Raw genomic sequence first — 21871 nt, 5'->3', positions numbered from 1 at the left:
TTTATTTAGAAGCATTATTTTTCATTATCAAATTCAATAAATCGTTTGTTAGTTGTTAGGTAATGACCCGCACTAGTTTTAAAACGAGTAATTGATTGATAAGGAACTACCTTAGAAATACTGTAATTAACTTTACTCTTTTTAAGATAATTTATCCGTGCATTTTTAGTAAACTTAAGGGTCTTATAAGTGTAGACACCCTTTGAGTTAATTACTCTGACCTTAATCGTTTTAGCATCATTAAGATCTGATTCTTGGTAATAAGCATTCATTACGAATTTTGGATTTGCAGTTACATATCCACCCTTAACAATGTAACGAACTAAGCCGTTTTTATTAACCGAAATTCCAAGGACCTTAAACTGTTGTTGTTTTTCACGAACCTTACGTGCAAGCTTTTTACCTCGATTGCCCGTGGTAAAGACATCCTTGCTGTGTTTATAGATCGTATTGGTAACTTGGATATGAAGTGGCTTATTCTTCAAACGATTATCGAAGCCTTGTACATAACCTCTCCGATATGCTTCAGACTTACCACGAAGATTACTCCGTGAAACAGAGGTAGTAGCATATCCAGCCTTCAAACCAGCTTCGTATTCAGCATTAGAATCGGCTGCACTAGAACTAGCCACGGTAGAACTAGCTGAACTCCCCTGCGCCTTATTAGCAGCACTAATAGCTAAACTTGCATAACTGGCAGCCATTGAGGCAAAGAAACTCTCTTGCCCATTAGCTGAATTAACGATGTTAGCAAAGTAACTAGCAGCTGTGGAGTTCCCACTATTCATCTGGTTAACGGCTGCACTGGCGGCACTCTTAGCAGCACTTGCTGCAGCTTCAGCCTGACTAGCAGCACTTGCAGCTTGACTAGCATAACTAGCAGCTGCACTAGCTGCAGATGAATCCTGTGGGTTGTTCTGTGCAGAAGAAGCAGCAGATGATGCCATGCTAGCAGCAGATGATGCAGTGCTTGCATCTGATGAATCAGCACTAGCAGGAGCGCTGCTGGTGTTTGAACTAGATGTTGATGAACTAGCACTACCACTAGCGGCTGAACTACCAGTTGAACCAGATGGAACGTAACCACCATTATTAGTACCTGAGCTAACAATGAAGGCCTTGGCAGCATTAGCTGCTGATGAAGCAGTACTTTCTGCGTTACTTGCATTAAATGAATTAATTTCAGCAACGGAAGTAGCACTAGAAGCAACACTAGCAAGCGATTCTGCATTCTTAGCATATGAAGCGGCTAACGCCATGTATGAACTTCCAGCACTGCTGTTTCCAGCACTGTATGCAGAATTAGCAAGGGACTCTTCTGAACTAGCAGCCTGCGATTCATTCACAGCCGAACTATAAATACTATTAGCAACCGCAGCAGCACTTCTTGCAGCATTATTAGCATTATTTGCAGCAGCTGAAGCCGTATTAGCAACATTAGCTAGGGACAATGCTGATGAAACTGGATTAGCACTCGCAACACTGTTAACAAAGCTGGCATCATTATTAGCAGCACTAGCGTATTGACTAGCAGCAACACTAGCTGCATTCGCAACTGAAGCGTAGTTGCTAATATTAACATTGGCAACACTAGCTCTACTATTTGGATCACTGGCAATAGCAGCACTAGCAGCTGAACTAGCTGCATTAGAAGCACTGGCTGCATTGGATGCCTCACTAGATGCAGCACTTGCGGCCTTGCTTGCATCGTTTGAAGCACTAGCAGCCTTGCTTGCATCGTTTGCTGCAGATGATGCAGCAGCACTAGCTGCAGAGCTATCGCCAGCGGCAGATGCTGAACTAGCTTCACTGGCATGCTTACTTGCATCACTAGCAGCGGAGCTAGCAGTTGATGCAGCGCTAGATGCTTGAGAGGCATCGCTATTTGCAGCACTAGCGGCCGAACTAGCGGCACTTGCAGCACTCGAGGCCTTAGATGCATTTGAACTAGCATCTGGGTTATGACTAGCAGCACTTGCAGCCTTGGATGCATCGCTGGATGCACCACTTGCATCGTTTGAAGCACTTTTAGCAGCATTAGAAGCATTATTAGAGTTATTAGCAGCGGAGCTAGCATCAGCAGATGCTGAACTAGCCGTGCTACTTGCGCTCCCTGGATTCAATGCAGCACTGGATGCGATCGAACTAGCGGCACTCGAGGCAGTTGAAGCAGCACTCGAGGCGATCGAGGCATCACTAGATGCAGCGTTAGCAGCTGACTTAGCATTGTTTGAATCACTAGCGGCATTCGACGCAGCACTAGCAGCCCTAGACTCAGCTGAACTAGTTGCAGCACTATCGCCAGCAGCGGAAGCTGAACTAGCCTCACTGGCAGCATTACTTGCATCATTGGCAGCAGCACTAGCAGCACTAGCAGCACTCGAGGCAACACTAGCGTTACTATTTGCAGCACTGGCTGCAGAACTAGCAGTCGAAGCAGCGCTGGATGCAATACTTGCCGTTGAACTAGCTCCTGGCACATTATTTGCCATGCTAGATGCTTTAGATGCTGCTGATGAAGCATTATTAGCGTCATTATCGGCACTGGAAGCATCACTATTAGCCTTAGAAGCGTCGTTTGCTGCGGAACTAGCATCTGCAGAAGCGGAGCTAGCGGCACTCGAAGCACTACCAGGGTTATTTGCCCCGCTAGATGCAATTGAATTAGCCGCACTCGAGGCAATCGAAGCGTCATTAGATGCTTCTGATGCATCACTCGCTGCAGCACTAGATGCTGAATTAGCGGTACTATTGGCACTGCTTGCCTTGCTTGCATCGCTTGCAGCCTTTGAGGCAGCACTGCTTGCAGCGGAGCTATCGCCAGCAGCAGATGCTGAACTAGCTTCACTAGCGGCACTGGATGCATCACTGGCAGCGGCACTAGCTTCACTAGCAGCACTGGATGCCTTACTTGCATTGCTACTTGCAGCACTAGCAGCTGAGTTAGCTGCACTTGCTGCGCTAGATGCAGTACTTGCACCAGATTGAGCTCCTGGAACGTTGCTTGCCATGCTTGCTGCCTTAGATGCAGCTGCTGAGGCTTCACTCGCTTCACTCGAAGCCTTTGAGGCATCATTTGAAGCTCCTGATGCAGCACTGGCAGCACTTGATGCATTGCTATTAGCTGAATTAGCGGCATTTGATGCAGCTGAATTAGCTGATGCATTTGCTGAGGAGTTAGCATTTGCAATCGAAGTAGCTGCTGAGGCAGCAGAACTAGCTACGGAAGCAGCAGAACTGGCAACTTCTGAATCACTATTAGCCCGATTGGAAGCAGAGATGGCAACTGAGGCAGCGGCACTAGCAGCACTTTCAGCACTGGCGGCATTGCTATCAGCACTGGCAGCAGAATTGGCAGCGGATTCAGCAGCAGCGGAATCGTAAGGTTGCGCACTCTTTGCTGATTGGGCAACTGCGTTTGCGGAATTAGCGACGCTAGCGGCGCTACTTGCAACTGATGCAGCAGAGTGGGCTACAGAAGCAGCAGAACTTGCTAAAGCCCCAGCAGCTGCTGCATCAGAACTTGCTGATGAAGCAACAGCACTAGCACTTTGGGCGCTACTGTTCAAGCTGTTAATTGCGGAATTGTTTGGATAGTGACTAACGATCGAACTAGTGGTCGAAGCTGCAGAATTAGCAGCAGCACTTGCTGAACTAGTCTTGTCACTATTGGATTGAGCACCATTATTAGCAGATGTTGCAACCGAAGCATAACTTCCAGCATTATTAGCATGAGCACTCGCATCAGCAGCAGCACTCGATGCGCGATCTGGATTCAAAGTATTATTAGATGGAACTAAGCTGGCAGCCTTGGATTGAGCATCTGAAGCTGCGGAACTAGCGGTACTGTTGGCTGAACTAGCAACTGAGTTAGCAGATTGAGCAGCACTGGCAGCGCTGGAGGCATTTGCTGAATCAGATTTAGCAGCCGAAGCAGCCGAACTAGCGGTTGAAGCAGCCTTAGATGCATCACTGGCAGCACTCGAAGCAGCGCTATTTGCGGCAGATGCAGTTGAGCTATCACCGTTGGCAGCCGCACTGGAGGCAACGCTGGCAGCGCTAGAAGCAGTTGAACTATCTGCACTGGCCTGACTAGCTGCACTCGATGCAGTCGAAGCATCATTAGATGCGGCAGCGCTGGCTGATGATGCAGATGCACTTTGCTTACTTGCTTCAGAAGCGGCACTGGAGGCAACGCTAGCGGCACTGGATGCGGTTGAAGCATCGCTTGCGATCGATGAGTCTGGCTTACCAGCACTAGATGCAATTGAACTAGCGGTCGATGCAGCAGAGGCCGCTTGACTGGCAGCACTATTGTTTGAAGCTGCTTGTGATGATGCACTATTAGCGGATGAAGAATCATTCGTAGCTCCTGAACTAGCACTTTGAGCAGTGGAGTTAGCAGAACTAGCAACACTATTAGCACTGGAAGCAGCTGAATTAGCTGCCGATGCAGAGTTGGCAGCACTGTTGGCACTATTAGCAGCACTTGCAACACTTGATAATGCTGTATCGATAACTGATTCAGCGCTGGCAGCAACGGAAGATGCTGACTCAGCATTTGAAGCAGCAATCGATGCAGCTGAAACGGCAGAATTAGCACTTGCTGAATCTGATTGAGCCTTAACAACAGCAGAACTAGCATCACTGGCAGCCTTAGTAGCAACAGCAGCAGCAGAGTTTCCAGAACTAGTGTTACCAGCCGCGTAGTATGATGAAGCAGCGCTAGATGCAGAGTTAGCAACGGACGCAGCGGATGAAACGACTGAATCTTGTTGACTAACTTCATTAGCTGCCGAATCAGCAACTGATTTAGCTGATTGAGCATCACTGTTAGCACTAGCGGCAACTGAATTAGCAGATTGAGCAATTGAATCAGCAGAACTGGCAACAGCGACTTGACTAGCGATCGATGAGTTAGCTGGGAATTGAGATGCATAGCTATTCAATACATCAGTCTTACTATCTGCAAGGCTGGTGGAAGAATTGGCCCCACTATTAGCGGAACTGGCAACCTTAGCGTAGCTATCAGCACTAGAAGCATTCGCGCTAACTACACTTGATGGCACAATTGCACTCGATGCTGATGAAGTAGCGGCGCTGGCACTAGATGCGGCACTATTCCCTGAGCTAGCGTTAGAAGCAGCTTCAGATGATGATACACTGTTCGAATTATTGGCAGCACTGGCAGCAGAACTAGCAACACTAGCTGCGTCACTAGCAACGCTATTAGCACTAGATGCAATTGAAGCAGCTGAATTACCAGCACTCTTTGCAGCGCTAGCATCAGCAGATGCTGAGTTTGCTACAGAGGCATCAGAACTAGCGCGATTAGCAGCTGATGAAGCAGCACTGGCGGCAGAACTAGCAGCAGAACTATCATTTGCCTGAGCTGCGGATGATTCAGCAGAAGCAGCGGATGAAAAGTCATTTTTTGCGGAACTAGCATCAGCGTTGGCACTAGATGCAACAGCACTAGCACTGGCAGCAGCTGATGATGCACTGGATGCAACGTCAGAAGCCGAGCTAGCTACCTTAGCTGCTGATGATGCAACTGAAGCGGCACTGGAAGCAGCGCTAGCCTCAGAGGCAATTGATGAATTGTTTGGATACTTAGATGCGATTGAAGCGGCTGCAGAACTATCGTTAGCGGCACTATTAGCAGCAGCGCTTGCCGTAGAGCTATCAGAACTGGCTTGAGATGATGTAGCGCTTGCTGATTGACTGTCACCATTAGCACCATTAGCAGCACTTGAAGCTGCACTCGAAGCGGATGAGACAACTGATCCTGCAGAACTAACCGCACTATTGGCACTAGAAATTCCTGATGAGAGGACACTGGATGCAGCAGAAGCAGCGCTTGATGCAACAGAATTAGCACTCGAGGCAACGACAGAATCATTTGAAGCTCTCGTGGAAGCTGAATTGGCGGCAGAAGCAGCGGAGGCAGCAGAATCATTAGCATTGGATGCAACGGAAGCAGCAGCACTAGCAACGGAAGCAGCAGATTGAGCAGAACTGATTGCAGCAGAAGCAGCTGATGAATCCCCACTAGCAGCAGCAGCACTAGCAGCAGCAGATGCTGAATGAGCAACGATATCAGCAGAACTGGCCACAGCAGCTGCCGAACTAGCCGCACTTTTGGCTGAACTAGCAACACTGTTGGCATTTGAAGCATCATTATTAGCACTGGCTGCATCAGAAGCAGCAGAATTAGCAACGGAAGCGGCCGAACTAGCAGCTGAGTTCGCACTCTTCACAGCTGAATTATCTGGATTTTTAGATGCCATTGAACTAACTGCACTAGCATCTTGATTAGCTGAAGAAGCGGCTGAACTAGCAGCAGAACGATTAGATGCAACTGAAGATGCATCTGAACTAACGGAGCTAGCCCGTGAAGCGGCATTCGATGCGTCGGATGCGCCGTTTTCCGATCCAGTAGCTGCACTCGAAGCAGCTGCTGAAGCACTATCAGCCGATGAAACTGCTGAATTGGCATCAGAGCTAGTCTTAGAAGCAACGGATGCGGCAGAAGAAGCAAGTGAAGCTAATGAGTTATTTGCTGCTGATGCAGCATTGGCTTTGCTGCTTGCGTCGTTAGCGGCAGAGCTAGCAGTACTGGCAGCAATTGATGCTTCTGAATTCATGCTGCTAGCAGATGAATTATTACCAGCAGAAGCTGCACTAGCTGCTTGAGATGCCAAGGAACTAGCAGCACTAGCGGCACTTGATGCAGCGCTAGCATCGGAATTAGCAGCACTAGCAATTGAAGCGATGGATGCAGCTGAGCTATTAATCGATGCATTATTAGGGAATTTAGAAGCAATCGATGCAGCGGCACTATTAGCAGAGTTAGCTTCATTAGAAGCATTCGATGCAATAGCATTAGCTGAAGATGCAGAAGAACCTGTATTTGAGGCCTTGCTAGTATTAATCGAACTAATAACTGAGTTTAAACTATTTTGATAGCTGTCAGCGCTACTGTAAATATTAACGACGCTACTAGCAACGATTGGATAACTAGTATTACTAGCGTTAAACAGATTATTATTTAAAATCGTTGAATAAGAACTGGCAGATGAAGAAATACCGTTAATGCTGCTAACGATTGCAGAATCCAGATTAGCAAATGTACTAGTAGCTTCAGCACTATTAGATGGGTTAGTGATATCACTAATTCCTGAATTAATTGCAGATGCCATTGCACTGGATAATGAACTTGCATATGATGCGATTGATCCATAAGATAGGTCGCTACTTGCTTTTGAAACGATTGCCATGTTACTAGAGTTAACACTATTGGTACTACTCATAACAGACATCGCACTAGAAAACAAACTAACGATCCCGCTATAATCGCTTTGGAAATTAGCAAATAAAGAATTTGATTTAATGCCGTCACTTGCATAAGTATCAGCCACACTACTATACCAAGAATTTAATGAACTATATTCTCCAGATAGCGATGAGTATGAATTTAATAAATTATTATTAGCAGTAGAAATGCTATTGTACTTATTAATATATGAAGATGCATTACTATCGATGCTAGCAATACTGCTTGCATTATTGCTAACAAAAGCAGCTAAACTACTAGCTGGATTACTGTTCCCCATTGAAGCTACGCTACTGGCATTTGAAATTGCCTTATCAACTAAATTAGCAAGACTGGTAGCGGCATTAGAAGCCTTGAAGATAATATTATTTTGATCAACTCGGTCTGATTCATATTCGTTAGCTAAATTGCTATAAGTACTAATTTGACTGTTAATGGCATTAATGGAATCAACACTAATTGAATTTGCACTAATGGCATTCGAAAGCGCACTTGAAAGGCCAACAAGTGCGACATTTACTGATGATTTTGCAGAACTATATTGTGAGAATAAACTACTATAAGTAGAAACGGCTGAAGCCGCACTCGAATATGCGAAAGATACTGATGTAGCAAGCGAATTAGCTAATGCGTTTGATTGAGTAGAACCATTATATGAAAATAAATTTTCGGCCGTTTGTGAACTAACTCTATTATTAACACTGCTAAGAACACTGAGGCTATTGGAAGCAGCGGTGCTATTTTCAGAGAATCTGGCAAATAATGATCCAACACCATCAGCACTAGCATTACTGAGCGAAGCTAAAAATGAATCTAATGCTGAAGCAGCGCTAACAGCTTGAGATTGAAGTGCTGAATCTGATCCATTATCATCAGTTACTCCATAAGAAGCATCCCTAAATTCTAAGCCATCATCATTATCACTCGTTACTGAACCATTATCAGCACTTGAAGGAGCTGCTGAATTGTCACTACTTTGTCCAGCACTAGCTACTGAGGCACTACTAGTAGTACTGTTAACGGATGAACTACTATCGGCACTACTAGATCCGGAATTACTTTGCGATTCAGCACTTGTAGAACCGCTTGTAGTACTTTGTGAATTATTTGATGCAGAGCTAGACCCAGTACTTGCAATACTACTTGCACTATCACCATTTGAAGTCGTATTACTGTCGGCATTGCTACTTGATAATGAACTATAGTTATCGCCAGTCGTTTGGGCATGAACACTATCTTGGTAAACAAAACCCGTGCTCAAAATGCCAAGAACTGAAAAGGAAACCACGACCCAGTTCTTTTTGACTTTTTTCATTATTTTTTTATCATTTATTTTTTCATATTCGAATTTATTATATTTCATAAATCAATATCTCCTTTTTTATGTAGTTTAAAAAAGCGGGGGTTTTTATAGTGCACTTATTATGGCTGTGTTTTATAAATACTATTATACAACGATTAAAACCTTTTTTTAACCATTATAAACAATTTAATTCAGTGCATACAAATCGTGCAAAATAAAATTCAAATTATTAATTTATATTCATTTAATAATCGTATTTAAATTGTAATTAATCCACATATTTAAAATATAAAAAAACGCCATTAAAACTATTAAAAGTTCTAATGACGTATCAAAAAAGGTTCAACCCAATTCGGATTGAACCTTAATGCTAAACTTCTTTAAATAATGGTGTTTCTGATAAACGCTTTTTATATTCAGGAATTTCATCCTCGCTTGCACGAATAAAATGACCAGGTGCTACTTCAACCATTGAGCGTTCCTTACCGTCATTTTCTTCGGCAGCATCGTAATCAATGACCTTCCGATTCCGTTCATATTCAGGATCTGGAAATGGCACTGATGATAATAGACTCCGTGTATAGTTATGAAGTGGGTGCGCATAGAGTTCATCTGCATCCGCAATTTCTAACATTTTACCGTAGTGCATTACCCCAATTCGATCACTAATGTACTTAACCATTGATAAATCATGGGCAATGAATAGAAATGTCAAATCCCGTTCATTTTGGAGTTTCTTTAATAGGTTAACCACTTGGGCTTGAATCGAAACATCTAGTGCAGAAATTGGTTCATCGGCAATGATAAACTTAGGTTTCACTGCTAATGCCCGTGCAATCCCGATTCTTTGCCGTTGACCACCTGAAAATTCATGCGGATACCGAGTAGCATGTTCCTTACTTAATCCAACCGTTTCTAATAGTTCATCCACTTGTTGATTACGATCGTTTTCATCCTTAGCAAGGTGATTGATGTCAATCCCCTCAGCAATGATGTCTCGAACCTTCATCCGTGGGTTCAATGAAGCGTATGGATCTTGGAAAATCATTTGAATATCACGCCGAAACTTTTGCAGTTGTTGTTTACCCTTGAGCTTTGAAACATCTTCATCTTCAAAGGTAATTTTCCCGGCAGTTGGTTCGTATAATCGAATGATTGCTCGACCAGTCGTCGTCTTTCCAGAACCGGATTCACCAACTAGACCAAAGGTTTCCCCCTTGAAAATATGAAAGCTAATATCGTCAACAGCCTTAACAGCATCTTTTTTAGTAATGTTAAAATACTGTTTTAAATGTTCAACATTTAAAATAACCGGTGCATTCTTCTTTTCCATTTTACTATTCACCCCCGTTCTGAACTTCTTCAAGTGAAATTCCCTTTAATTTAGCGTACGTTTTTTGCCGCTCTACGATTTGTTCGGGTGGTGTTACCTTAGGTGCCCGTTTATCTAATAACCAAGTGGCAGCGTAATGAGTATTAGAAACCTTAAAGAACGGTGGTTGTTCTAATGTATCGATCTTCAAGACGTATGGGTTCCGTGGTGCGAACGCATCCCCCTTTGGTGGATCTAACAAATCAGGTGGGGTCCCAGGAATCGAAGGTAATTCGTTGCCCTTCGTACTAATGGTTGGCATTGAATTCAATAATCCCCAAGTATAAGGATGTTTAGGATTGTAAAAAATTTCATCAACAGTTCCATATTCAACGATTTTACCAGCGTACATAACCGCCACACGGTCTGCCATTCCGGCAACGACCCCTAAATCATGGGTAATGAAGATAATCGAAGTATCGATCTTGTTTTTCAATTCATTCATTAAGTCCAAGATTTTAGCTTGAATGGTAACATCCAAAGCAGTAGTAGGTTCATCGGCAATGATAATTTCTGGATTATTAACTAACGCAATCGCAATTACGATTCTTTGGCGCATTCCACCAGAAAATTGGTGTGGAAAGTCATTAATCCGCGCTTCGGCATTGGTGATTCCCACCAGTTCAAGCATCTTTAATGCCTTTCCCATCGCTGTTTTTCTATCCAACCCTTGGTGAATCATCAAAGGTTCGGCAACTTGGCGCCCAATCTTCATTGTGGGATCAAGTGAAGTCATCGGATCTTGGAAAATTTCAGCAATATCATTACCACGCAATCCACTTAACTCTTTTTCACTCAGTTTGAGCAAATCCTTATCTTTATACTTAATACTACCACCAGCAATTTTGGCGTTGTTGGCCATTAGCCCCATAATCGTTCGAGTCGTTACCGTTTTACCAGAACCAGATTCTCCAACGATTGCTAAGGTTTCACCCTTCTTCAAATCGAAGCTAACGTCACGGATCGCCTTGACCTGACCAGCGTAAGTATCAAAATTTACTTTTAAATCACGAACTTCAAGAATATCATTTTGGTTTTCCATCGTAAATTAGCACCTACTTTCTAGATTTTGGATCAAAGGCATCACGCATCCCGTCACCTAAGATATTAAAGGCTAGCATCAAAATAATTAGGACAACTGCAGGTCCCCACATTTGATATGGTAAGAACTGGAAGTTTTGTTGCCCGTTGTTGATCAACGTCCCCAACGAAGCCTTTGGTGCTGAAATCCCGATCCCAATGTAGGAAAGGAATGCTTCGAAGAAGATCGCATTTGGAATCGTGAACATCGTATTAATGATAATCACACTTGATAGGTTTGGAAGCAAGTGCTTCGTTGCGATCTTCCATTGACTTTCACCAAGGGTCCGTGCAGCTAACACAAATTCTTGGTCTTTTAATTCCAAAGTCTGAGCCCGAATTAAACGTGCCATGTTAATCCAACTAGTGAACGCAATCGCAATGATAATTGCAGGCATTCCTGGCTTCAAGATCAAGATCAATAATACCATTACGATCAAGTTTGGAATTGAGAGCATGATTTCAATGATCCGTTGCATAACGTTATCAACGGCGCCACCCTTAAGACCTGAGAACATTCCATAAGCAATCCCGATTGTTAAATCAAAGAAAGTGGCCACAAGCGCAATCGTCAATGAAATTCGCGTCCCATAGAGGATCCGAGAAAGAAGGTCCCGACCAAGGTAGTCAGTCCCTAACCAGTAGTTCACACCGTTAGCAACGTGGGCTTGTGCATATGCATTCACCCGTTCGCCACTTTGAACTAGGGTCCCATTAAACCCAGGGATAAATTCTAAGAATGGAATCCGTGGTGGTAAATTAGCATGCCCAGGGTTGGTAGCATTCGGATTGGCTGGAGACCAAATCATAGAACCAAATGCTAATACGAAGAGAATTACTAAAATCCAAAGTGAAACCATTGCTGCCTTGTTTTGTTTTAACCGTCGCCATGAATCTTGCAAAAAGGTCAATGATGGCGCAGCAATTTTTTCACTATCTAAATGCGCACCGTCAGGAAGACGATCAAACGCATCAGCTGGTAATTGTTGAGTTTCTTTATCTGCCATCGACTAACCCTTCTTTCCTGTAATTCTAATTCTAGGATCAATAATTCCGTAAACGATATCAGTAAGTAATAACACTACACAGAGCATAAAACTGTACATGATCGTTAATCCCATGATGGTGGGGTAATCATTAGTCAGAATCGACTTAACAAATTGTTCCCCAATTCCTGGAATCGAAAAAATATTTTCAACTACCATCGAACCAGTCATGATGTTTACTGACAACGGTCCAATGATGGTAATAATTGGAATCAAACTATTTCTAAGCGCATGGTGGTAAATGATTCCCGTTTGGCTGAATCCTTTAGCCTTCGCTAATTCAATGTAATCGGAGCTTAAAACATCAATCATTTCAGTCCGCATGAACCGTGCCGTTTCCGCAAATGGCAATGCTGCTAACGCTAAAGTTGGTAGCACCGTGTAAATTGGGCCACCCCATTCAGCGATTGGGAACCAACGCAATTGCAATCCAAACCAGTTTTGAAGTAATACGGCCAACACAAATGATGGAACCGAAACTCCTAAAATGGAGATGATTGTCGTAGTGGTATCAATCCACGTGTTCCGTTTGATCGCACCAATTGCCCCAACGACTAATCCGGCTAACACCCCAATAATCATTGCTTGAATCCCCAATTGAATTGAGGCACCAATTCGACTAAAAATTAAATATGAAACTGGTTGATCACTAAATTGGAATGATGTTCCAAAATTACCAGTGACCGCTCCACCAAGATAGTTCAAGTACTGTTGCCAAACGGGCTTATCCAACCCATATTGTTGGTAAATAGTATGAATTTCTGATGGGGATAATTTTTCTTGATTCGTTAACGGAGTTCCTGGCATCAACTTCATCATAAAGAACGTAATCGTTGTTACGATAAACAATGTTAAAACCAAGTAAAAAATCCGCTTACTCAGATACTTTACCATTCGCTTTCCCTCGCAATCTAATTCAATAATTCTGTTAAAAACAGCAAAAGTAATATCAATATAATCATGATATTACTTTTGGTTAATATTAATAGTAAATTCTATTTAAGATATGTGTCACGGAAGTTGAAATTAGCTCCAGTAGTGGAGTATTCAAGTCCCTTAACCTTGTCTTTCCGAACTTGTGGTTGAACTTGTTGGTAAATTGGTACAACCCCAGCGTTATCCATTAAGATCTTTTCAGCATTAACAAGGTCATCCCAACGCTTGTTAACGTTGTTAGCATCCTTTCCTTCTGCATCAGTAACATATTGGTCATACTTAGCATTCTTCCAGTGACCATTGTTGTAAGAACCATCAGATGTAAATAGTTGGAGGAAACTAATTGGATCAGGATAATCAGCACTCCAAGCACTGATTACTAAATCAAATTTACCACTTTGTGAGTAACTCAAACGGGTCTTAAATGGCAAGTTTTGGTTGGTAATCTTCAAACCAGGTAACTTAGTTAGGTTACTTTGGAAAGTTTCAGTAGCCTTAGTTCCGTTTGGAGTATCATCGGCAAGTAAATTCAAGCTAATGCTCTTCTTACCTAATTCCTTAAGTCCCTTAGCCCAGTACTTCTTAGCTTCTGTTAAGTTGTATGATACACCATTAGTATCTTGGTTATTACTATTAGCTGCAGTCGCAAAGTCCTTACCATCGTGTGTTGCTAATCCAGTTGGAACCAATCCTTGTGCAGGAACAGAGCCATCACCTAAGATATCATTAGTAAATGCCTTACGGTTAATTGCTAATGAGATTGCTTTTCTGATGTTTGCGTTTCTTAAATCAGGATTGTTCTTTTGGTTCATTTCAAGATAGAAAGTCGCCGCCGTCTTCAAATCATGTAGTTCAGGAGAGTTCTTGAAGTTATTAACTTGTTGTTTCCCTGATAGCGTTGCAACGTCAAACTTGCCAGCTTGGTATTGGTTCAAAGTTGTTCCAGCATCCTTAGATACAGAGAATTTAATTTTATCTAACTTGATCTTACTGTTATTGTAGTAATCCTTATTCCGAGTCAAAATCCAGGAATCGTTAGTCCCAGTCCAGCCCGTCACCTTGTAAGGGCCGTTATAAACTTGGTCGGCACTCTTAGTTCCATAAGCAGCACCATATTCTTTAACAGCCTTTTCAGATTGTGGGAATAATGGTGACATTGCAGCAATGTACTTGAAGTAACTTTGTGGTCTAGAAAGTGTAATTACAAGCTTGTAATTACCATCCGCCTTAACACCAAGTGATGAAACAGGCATTTGCTTTTTAGAAACCGCTTCATAGTTCTTAACGTGGTCTAATAGATAGGAATATTGAGAAGCCGTTTTAGGATCAGCAGTTCTTTGAATTCCATAAACGAAATCCTTAGCAGTTACTTCTGAACCATCGCTCCACTTGGACTTACGTAGGTCAAATGTATAAGTCTTTCCATCCTTAGAAACCGTGTAGCTCTTGGCCACTCCTGGTTGAATTTTATTATCGCTTCCAACCATTAATAACCCTTCATTACTGTTACTCAGTGTTCGCATACTTACGGCATCGGTAGCCTTTGATGGATCCAAAGTAGGTAGCGTAGCAGATTCCTGCCAATTTAAAGTCTTAGTACTGCCGGATTCGCTGCTACTACTACCGCTTCCACAGGCTGCTAAACCCAGTGCGGTAACTAGTGTCACGCTCCCAACCTTTGCTAGTGTCTTTAACTTCATTTTAAAAATCCCCCTTGCACCAATCATTGATTGAATGGCGTAATTTCAAAACTTTAAGTATTTATAATCATAAATTAATTTTAGGTTAAAATCAATACCTTTTCACATTTTATTTTAATGTAAGTTTCAGAAAGAACGCTCATCAGATAGGATAATAATCGGTATAACAACGATTGAACGATTGTCTAAAAGAAACAAAAAACGATCCTAAAATTAAATCATTTTAGGATCGTTCGGATTTTACTATTTAAGATAAGTTTCTCTGAAATTAAATCCAGCTCCGGTTGGTGAGTATTGAATTCCCTTAACAAAACTCTTTTGTACCTGTGGTCTTACTGATTGATAAAGCGGAATAATCCCGTCATCATCCATCAATGTCTTTTCAGCATTCACCATGTCATCCCAACGTTTGTTAGTATCATTTGCATCTTTTCCTTCTGCTGCATCCATCAATGAATCGTACTTAGAATTGCTCCACTTTCCATTGTTGTATGCGTTACCAGAAGTAAAGAGTTGTAAGAACGTTACTGGATCAGGATAATCAGCAATCCAAGCACTAACAACTAAGTCAAACTTACCGCTAACTGAGTAGTTCAAACGGGTCTTGTAAGGTAAGTTTTGGTTAGTAATTTTCAGTCCTGGCAACTTAGTAAGGTTACTTTGCAAAGCTTCGGTCGTCTTAGTCCCGTTAGGAGTATCATCAGCAAGTAAAGTCAAGCTCAAACTCTTCTTACCAATTTCCTTTAGTCCCTTTGCCCAGTACTTCTTAGCTTCTGCTAGGTTGTATGAAACGTCATTAGTGGTTTGGTTAGAATCTTCAGCGGCATCAGCAAAGTCAGTTCCGTTATGGGTAGCCAATTTAGTTGGTACTAACCCCTTGGCAGGAATGGAACCGTCACCTAAGACATCATCAGTCAATGACTTTCTATCAATGGCTAATGAAAGAGCCTTTCTGATGTTGGCATTCTTGAATTCTGGATCCTTCTTTTCGTTCATTTCAACATAGTAAGTAGCTGATTGTGGTAACTTCTTTAATTCAGATGAATTCTTGAAGTTATTAACCTGTTGTTTTCCAGAAAGGGTCGCGATATCAAACTTACCATCTTGATATTGATTTAGCGTAGTCTCTGCATCCTTTGAAACCACAAATTTAATATTATCAAGCTTGGTCTTACTATTATTATAGTAGTATTTATTACGAGTAAGCTTCCAGCTATCGTTGGTCCCAGTCCAACCAGTTACTTTATAAGGACCATTGTAAACTTGATCAGTACTCTTAGTTCCATAAGCTGAGCCATCCTTTTCCACTACCTTTTGTGATTGTGGGAAGAGTGGTGTCATTGTTGCGATGTATTTAAAGTAACTCTGTGGCTTGGATAGCGTAACGACCAGCTTGTAATCGCCTTCTGCCTTTACACCTAAGTCTGAAACTGGCATTTGTTTCTTAGAAATAGCATCATAATTTTTAACATGATCTAACAAATAAGAATATTGAGATGCCGTCTTAGGGTTAGCAGTTCTTTGGATTCCGTAAACGAAATCCTTTGCTGTGACTTCGGAACCATCACTCCACTTTGATTTACGTAAGTTAAACGTATATGTTTTTCCATCTTTTGATACGGAATATGATTTAGCAACCCCTGGTTCGACCTTATTGTCGCTCCCAATCATTAATAACCCTTCGTTACTATTATTAATCGTCCGTGCACTGACACTATCAGTGGCTAATGATGGATCTAGGGTAGGTAAATTAGCTGATTCTTGAAACGTTAACGTCTTTGTATTTCCTGAACCGCTGTTGGAACTACCACTACTACAGGCAGCTAGTCCAAAGGAAGCAATCAAAGCCACACTTCCGACCTTTGTAAACATTTTTACTTTCATATGTAAATTCCCCCTTGTGAATTAAAAGCACTTTCAATAATAAATTAAAAACAAATTAAAATCAACACATTTACACATTTTATTTTAATTTATTTTAAAATAATCCACTTTTAAATCCATTGATGGGTAATTAAAACGCTGATTAAACAGTGATTTAAGGTAAATAAAAAACGACCTAAAATTAAAATCAAATTAGGTCGTTCCCATTAATATTAATCAATCACTATTAAATCTCGATTACTATGGGTCAATAATTCGAAACTATCGCCCTTGATCAACACATCATCTTCAATTCGAATTCCACCCTTACCTGGTAAATAGATACCTGGTTCAGCGGTCATCACATATCCATCAAAAATTTGGTTCTTACGATTAGGCCCCATCAGTGGTCCTTCATGGATGTCTAACCCAATACCATGACCACTACCATGGCCAAAGAAATCGCCATATCCTTGTTCTGCAATGTAATCACGGGCCGCTGCATCTACAATTCGAGTATCAACACCACTATGCATCGCTTGGATCATTCGTGATTGCGCCTCTTGAACCACTGCATATGCTTTCCGCAGTTCATCACCGGGATCGCCAACCGCAAACGTCCTAGTCATGTCAAATGTATAGTCATGATAGTAAAAGCCAAAATCAACGGTCACCAATTCGCCCTCTTGAATCTTCTTTTCAGATGCCACTCCATGCGGCAATGCAGAGCGATAACCACTTACCACAATCGTATCAAAGCTAGGTTTACTAGCACCATGCCCAGTTAACCAGTCATACAAGAAGCGCTCCACATCACGTTCAGTCAATCCAGCGTGAACGTAGTGCAACATTGCTGAATAGGCTTCATCTGCCAATTGACAACTCTTTTTAATCGCATTAATTTCACTCGGATCCTTAACGTAGCGTAATTTTTCTACTAATTGGTCAACTGCGGTCAATCTGGTTCCAAATTCTGATTGTAAGATTTGGTATGTAGCAAAACTAAGTGAGTTTTCAAAACCGATTGTACCAGCGGTATCTGCCAACTCACTATATGCAGTCTCATAGTAATCACGCGTAATTTCTAGTTCAATGGGCGAATCAGCTAATCGTTCTGACATCTCAGTTTCATAACGACTATCGGTGATCAACACCACGCGGTCATCATTAATCACTAAACACCCATCACCTGGTAAGCTATGAAATCCAGCGAGGTAAATTAAATTAAAAACATCCGTTATAATTAAACCATTTACCCCCGCCTTATGCATTGCTGCGCGGGTCTCCTCAATCCGATTATCCATTTTACAATTCCCCATTTCCAATTTAGTTTATCATTAATGTTAAATTAATTATTGATGAAAATCAACGATATACTCACAGATAAAATTAATCAACAACAAATAGTTGGGAAATTATATAATCTAGACTAAAATAGAAGTATTATTAATTTCAGGAGGCATTTAATGAACGAAGAAAAAGAATTAACACCAGTTATTACGATTGGCCTAAACATCAAAGATAAACATTTTGATTACTCCATGGATGAATTGAACAACCTAGCAACTGCTAATAACATGCAAGTAATTGAAACACTAGTTCAAAAATCTGACCATAAGGATGCTGCTACCTACTTTGGTAAGGGGAAAGTCGCTGAACTAGCCACCATTTTAGCTGACGACGGTGTCAATACCGTTGTGGTAAACGATGAACTCAGCCCCAGTCAAATCCGTAACCTAGAAAAACAAACCACGGCTAAAATCATTGATCGCACCGGTTTGATTTTGGAAATTTTCGCCAACCGTGCCCGCACCCACGAAGCTAAGCTGCAAGTCCAATTGGCCAAATTACAATACCAACTACCCAGACTCCACACCAGTGCTAGTCAACGATTAGATCAACAAACAGGTGCAGGTGGGGGCGGCTTTACCAGTCGGGGAGCTGGTGAATCACAATATGAATTGAATCGGCGGACCATTCAAGATAAAATTTCCCACATTAAACATGAATTAAAGCAGATTCAAAAATCAGACCAGACCCAGCGAAAACAACGGGAAGCGAATCAAGTTCCCACCATCGCGCTAGTTGGGTATACCAATGCCGGTAAATCAACGATTATGAACAAACTCCTCACCCGCTTTGGAGACGAAAATAAGCAGGTCATGGTCAAGAATATGCTATTCGCCACCCTAGATACCAACGTTCGGCGGTTAGTTTTCCCAGATCATAAAAAACTCTTGATCAGTGATACCGTTGGATTCGTTAGTAAGCTGCCCCACCAGTTAGTCAGCGCATTCCGCTCAACCTTGGCAGAAGCTGCTGGTGCGGATCTATTAGTTCAAGTGGTTGATTTTTCAGATGACGATCGCCAATTAATGATGAACACGACCGAACAGACCCTCGAAGAAATTGGGGTCCCTAACATCCCAATGATCACCATCATGAACAAGGCGGATTTAACTGATAGTCGATACCCATTCAGAGAAGGAAATAACTTAATTATGTCCGCTAATGACGAGCAATCGATCGACGCTTTAGTAGCGCTAATTAAGGAAAATGTTTTTAAAAACTACGTTACTAAGGAATTACTGATCCCATTCAGCGATGGCCAAATCGTTTCAGAGTTAAACGACCACGCTACCGTATTAGATACCAAATACGTTGACGATGGCACTAAGCTAACCGTTGAAATGTCAGCGGAAGAAATTAATCGATTTGATCAATACGTTCAAAAATAAAATAAAGCGTCGCTTAGATCCCCTCTAAGCGACGCTTTATTTTATTGATTGAATGCGATCCGCATCTGAATTTGATACCCCTGTTTTTGATCAATCGTTCCCGAACGGCCACTGGTCTTATAATTACCACCAACTAAAATGGCTGATGCGGCAAATAGTTGAATCCGATCTGGATTTAAATTACGAGCAGATTGTAGCCCTACCCGCACAACGGTTCCAACCTGCAGTAAATGGGCTTGGTTTATTCCAGCATAGGCAACGTATTTTTGCCCCACCCGCTTCAAACTAAAGTGGGGAACTAACGCCCCTGCACAAATCGCATAAGCTGGTTTACGACTCCGACTTAAATAATTACTTAATTCTTGTTCCGTTAGTCCTGCATAATTATCGGTCATTAGTGAGTTCGTAAGCATGTCATGGGCAATCATGTTAATATTTTTTAAATCACTAGCGTTACTGACCACCCTTGCTGGTAAGACATGCTTAGGGTCATAAAAGCCATCCATTGGAATATTAAGGGGATTTTGAATGTCATCGATCACTGGCTTCGTTGAAACACCAGCTTGGGGTTGACGGGGCTTGATCCTAAATAGCTTTTCAATTTTAGGCGAAATATCAAATGGGGCTTTATATTTAGTAAAGAAGTACACCACATTTAAAAATAAGAAGTACAACATCAATAGTCCCACGATCAAGAATAAAATCCCCTGTAGGACCACTCCGTTAATCAAGAACCGAATCCCTGCATATATCATGTAGGCAGTGGCCACCCCACCAACAACTGTATAAATTTGATTTTTTAATTTGGGACTAAAATTAATGTACCCCAGATATTGATTCACTGCATCTAAAAAAGTAAACATCAATTTTACCCCCTAATTATTTTGTGTTTGATCACTACTGCTAGATGATTGGGTGTTATCAGTAGTGTCATTGTTGGTGTCTGTTTTTTGATTATCATTACTAGAACTAGAGCTAGAAGAACTACTGCTATCGCTTTCTTCCTTGCTGCTGGAACTAGAATCCGTACGATTCGTACTGGATTGATCACTGCTACTAGTGGTGTCCTTATTGCTATCAGAACTAGAACTAGCGGAGCTATCAGTACTATCATTACTACTAGAGTCACTACTTGAGTCCTTGTTCTTATCCTTAGGGGCATCCTTATTACTACTGTCACTACTTTGATGAAACCCACTAATTGAAGAACTTTGGACGGGTGCGCCTTCGTTAGTATGGGTTACCTTATTGTTTACGATATTGACCGCACTCATTGCCAATGCAATTGATAGGATTGCGAATGGCGTAATGATTGGCGGAGTTCGTTTATCCATTTTAAATCATCCCGATTTCATTTCAAGTTAATAAGAATCATCCTACCAGATATTTATAAAGGATTTGTTAAGTAAGCATTAAAGATTAATAACTTTTCAATTTATTCAGTAGGCGCATCATAAATGCATCTACGCTATGTTTAGCAGCTGACAATTCGTTATTTTGAATCACCACTGCATGATCCTTTAATTCAGGAGGAAGCTGTTGATCACGTTGATTCTCAGCGCTTTGCAGCCGAATGGCAATTTTAGCTGGGTCATCGCCCCGTCCTTCCATGCGTTTACGAAGTGCTTCCGAACTATTTTGCCCGTTATTCACAGTTAAATACATTATCACTACCTGGTCACCGAGCTTATTTTGATATTCGATCGCTCCCTTAGTATCTAAAACAATGCACGCGAGCGGAGCCGATTTCCAAGCTTCTGCTATGCCTTCCATTGAAGAACCATACTGAGCACCAGAATAATGAACTGATTCTAAAAAATGTTTTTGAGCAAAACTGGCGTCGTTTTCAAAGTAATAATCAACACCATTCTGCTCACCCTTACGTGGGGTCCTAGTGGTATGGGTCACCACCTTAGGTAACTTATATTTGGCACAGATGTACTTACAAATCGTCGTCTTTCCGCTCCCGGCTGCTCCTGTAATTACTAGCACCATCTTTTTCATATCGCTCCACCCACTATTTAGTCAGATATTTATTTGCTACGTCTAGTAACATTTTTAAGTTGTCATAAGTTAATTGTTGACGTGCCTGTTCATAATCGAACCAACCATAATTACTAATTTCTGCTTCTTGCCTAGTGATATTTGAATTAGCAGCCACTTCAGAAATAAAAAATTTAACGACTTTATGGTTGCCGTTATTCATATCATATTCTAGGTCATGATTGAATTGAGTATCCAATTTAATATCCAAATCAGTTTCTTCTTTGGCCTCCCGAATTGCAGCGGCCTCATAACTTTCAGCGCCTTCTAGATGCCCCTTGGGGAACCCCCAAAAATTACTAGTGGCACTCTTCAACAATAAATATTCAGGATGGTTTTCAACCATCCGATACACGATGGCACCACCATCTAATTCTGTTTTCATAAATTATCCACCCTTTCTATTGTTATTTTATTATTTTTAATTCATAATTTTGTTAATATCTATTTTAAT

The 21871-nt window shown here is 41.7% G+C and carries 13 protein-coding genes; 1 reads left to right on the top strand and 12 read right to left on the bottom strand.

Translation table 11 applies throughout. The annotated features are described in order from the left end of the window. Window positions 1-14: 14 nt before the first annotated feature. The 8 genes from ACSYTJ_RS01975 to ACSYTJ_RS01940 form a co-directional block, all read right to left on the bottom strand. On the bottom strand, window positions 15-8699 hold the full coding sequence (locus ACSYTJ_RS01975; RefSeq protein ID WP_491720037.1) for a DUF5776 domain-containing protein: 8685 nt from the start codon (window positions 8697-8699) through the stop codon (window positions 15-17). 310 nt (window positions 8700-9009) lie between these two features. Beyond that, entirely contained in the window at window positions 9010-9972 is a 963-nt protein-coding gene (locus tag ACSYTJ_RS01970; protein ID WP_491717194.1) for an ABC transporter ATP-binding protein, read from the bottom strand. A 4-nt stretch (window positions 9973-9976) separates the two neighbouring features. Beyond that, window positions 9977-11053 carry an ABC transporter ATP-binding protein gene (locus ACSYTJ_RS01965; protein WP_491717193.1) on the bottom strand — a complete coding sequence of 359 codons (1077 nt, stop codon included), beginning with the start codon at window positions 11051-11053 and terminating at the stop codon, window positions 9977-9979. 13 nt (window positions 11054-11066) lie between these two features. Next, the gene (locus tag ACSYTJ_RS01960; protein ID WP_491717192.1) at window positions 11067-12098 is read right to left on the bottom strand and encodes an ABC transporter permease; all 1032 of its coding nucleotides are present in this window, start codon (window positions 12096-12098) and stop codon (window positions 11067-11069) included. 3 nt (window positions 12099-12101) lie between these two features. After that, on the bottom strand, window positions 12102-13031 hold the full coding sequence (opp3b, locus tag ACSYTJ_RS01955) for an oligopeptide ABC transporter permease (protein WP_491717191.1): 930 nt from the start codon (window positions 13029-13031) through the stop codon (window positions 12102-12104). A 101-nt stretch (window positions 13032-13132) separates the two neighbouring features. Then, window positions 13133-14773, bottom strand: coding sequence for a peptide ABC transporter substrate-binding protein (locus ACSYTJ_RS01950; RefSeq protein WP_491720036.1), 1641 nt, complete (start codon window positions 14771-14773; stop codon window positions 13133-13135). A 243-nt stretch (window positions 14774-15016) separates the two neighbouring features. Next, window positions 15017-16657, bottom strand: a complete 1641-nt coding sequence (locus ACSYTJ_RS01945; RefSeq protein ID WP_491720035.1) for a peptide ABC transporter substrate-binding protein — start codon at window positions 16655-16657, stop codon at window positions 15017-15019. Between the two features lie 212 nt (window positions 16658-16869). Beyond that, the gene (locus ACSYTJ_RS01940) at window positions 16870-17940 is read right to left on the bottom strand and encodes a M24 family metallopeptidase (RefSeq protein WP_491720034.1); all 1071 of its coding nucleotides are present in this window, start codon (window positions 17938-17940) and stop codon (window positions 16870-16872) included. A gap of 162 nt (window positions 17941-18102) precedes the next feature. Here ACSYTJ_RS01940 and hflX point away from each other — a divergent pair, with 162 nt between their 5' ends. Continuing rightward, window positions 18103-19374, top strand: coding sequence for a GTPase HflX (hflX, locus tag ACSYTJ_RS01935; protein WP_491720033.1), 1272 nt, complete (start codon window positions 18103-18105; stop codon window positions 19372-19374). Between the two features lie 41 nt (window positions 19375-19415). Here hflX and ACSYTJ_RS01930 read toward each other — a convergent pair whose 3' ends face one another. The 4 genes from ACSYTJ_RS01930 to ACSYTJ_RS01915 form a co-directional block, all read right to left on the bottom strand. After that, complete coding sequence (locus tag ACSYTJ_RS01930) at window positions 19416-20237, bottom strand: DUF6681 family protein (RefSeq protein ID WP_491717186.1); 822 nt, start codon at window positions 20235-20237, stop codon at window positions 19416-19418. 12 nt (window positions 20238-20249) lie between these two features. Beyond that, window positions 20250-20708 carry a hypothetical protein gene (locus ACSYTJ_RS01925; RefSeq protein WP_491717185.1) on the bottom strand — a complete coding sequence of 153 codons (459 nt, stop codon included), beginning with the start codon at window positions 20706-20708 and terminating at the stop codon, window positions 20250-20252. 85 nt (window positions 20709-20793) lie between these two features. Further along, window positions 20794-21378, bottom strand: coding sequence for a guanylate kinase (locus tag ACSYTJ_RS01920; protein WP_491720032.1), 585 nt, complete (start codon window positions 21376-21378; stop codon window positions 20794-20796). 13 nt (window positions 21379-21391) lie between these two features. After that, a complete protein-coding gene (locus ACSYTJ_RS01915; RefSeq protein ID WP_491717183.1) occupies window positions 21392-21802 on the bottom strand; it encodes a bis(5'-nucleosyl)-tetraphosphatase in 411 nt (136 codons plus the stop codon). Between the last annotated feature and the right edge of the window lie 69 nt (window positions 21803-21871).

This window comes from Nicoliella sp. ESL1113 (genome assembly GCF_058509245.1).
The sequence above is the reverse complement of the archived record's forward strand: the minus strand, read 5'-3'. Positions and strand labels throughout refer to the sequence as shown.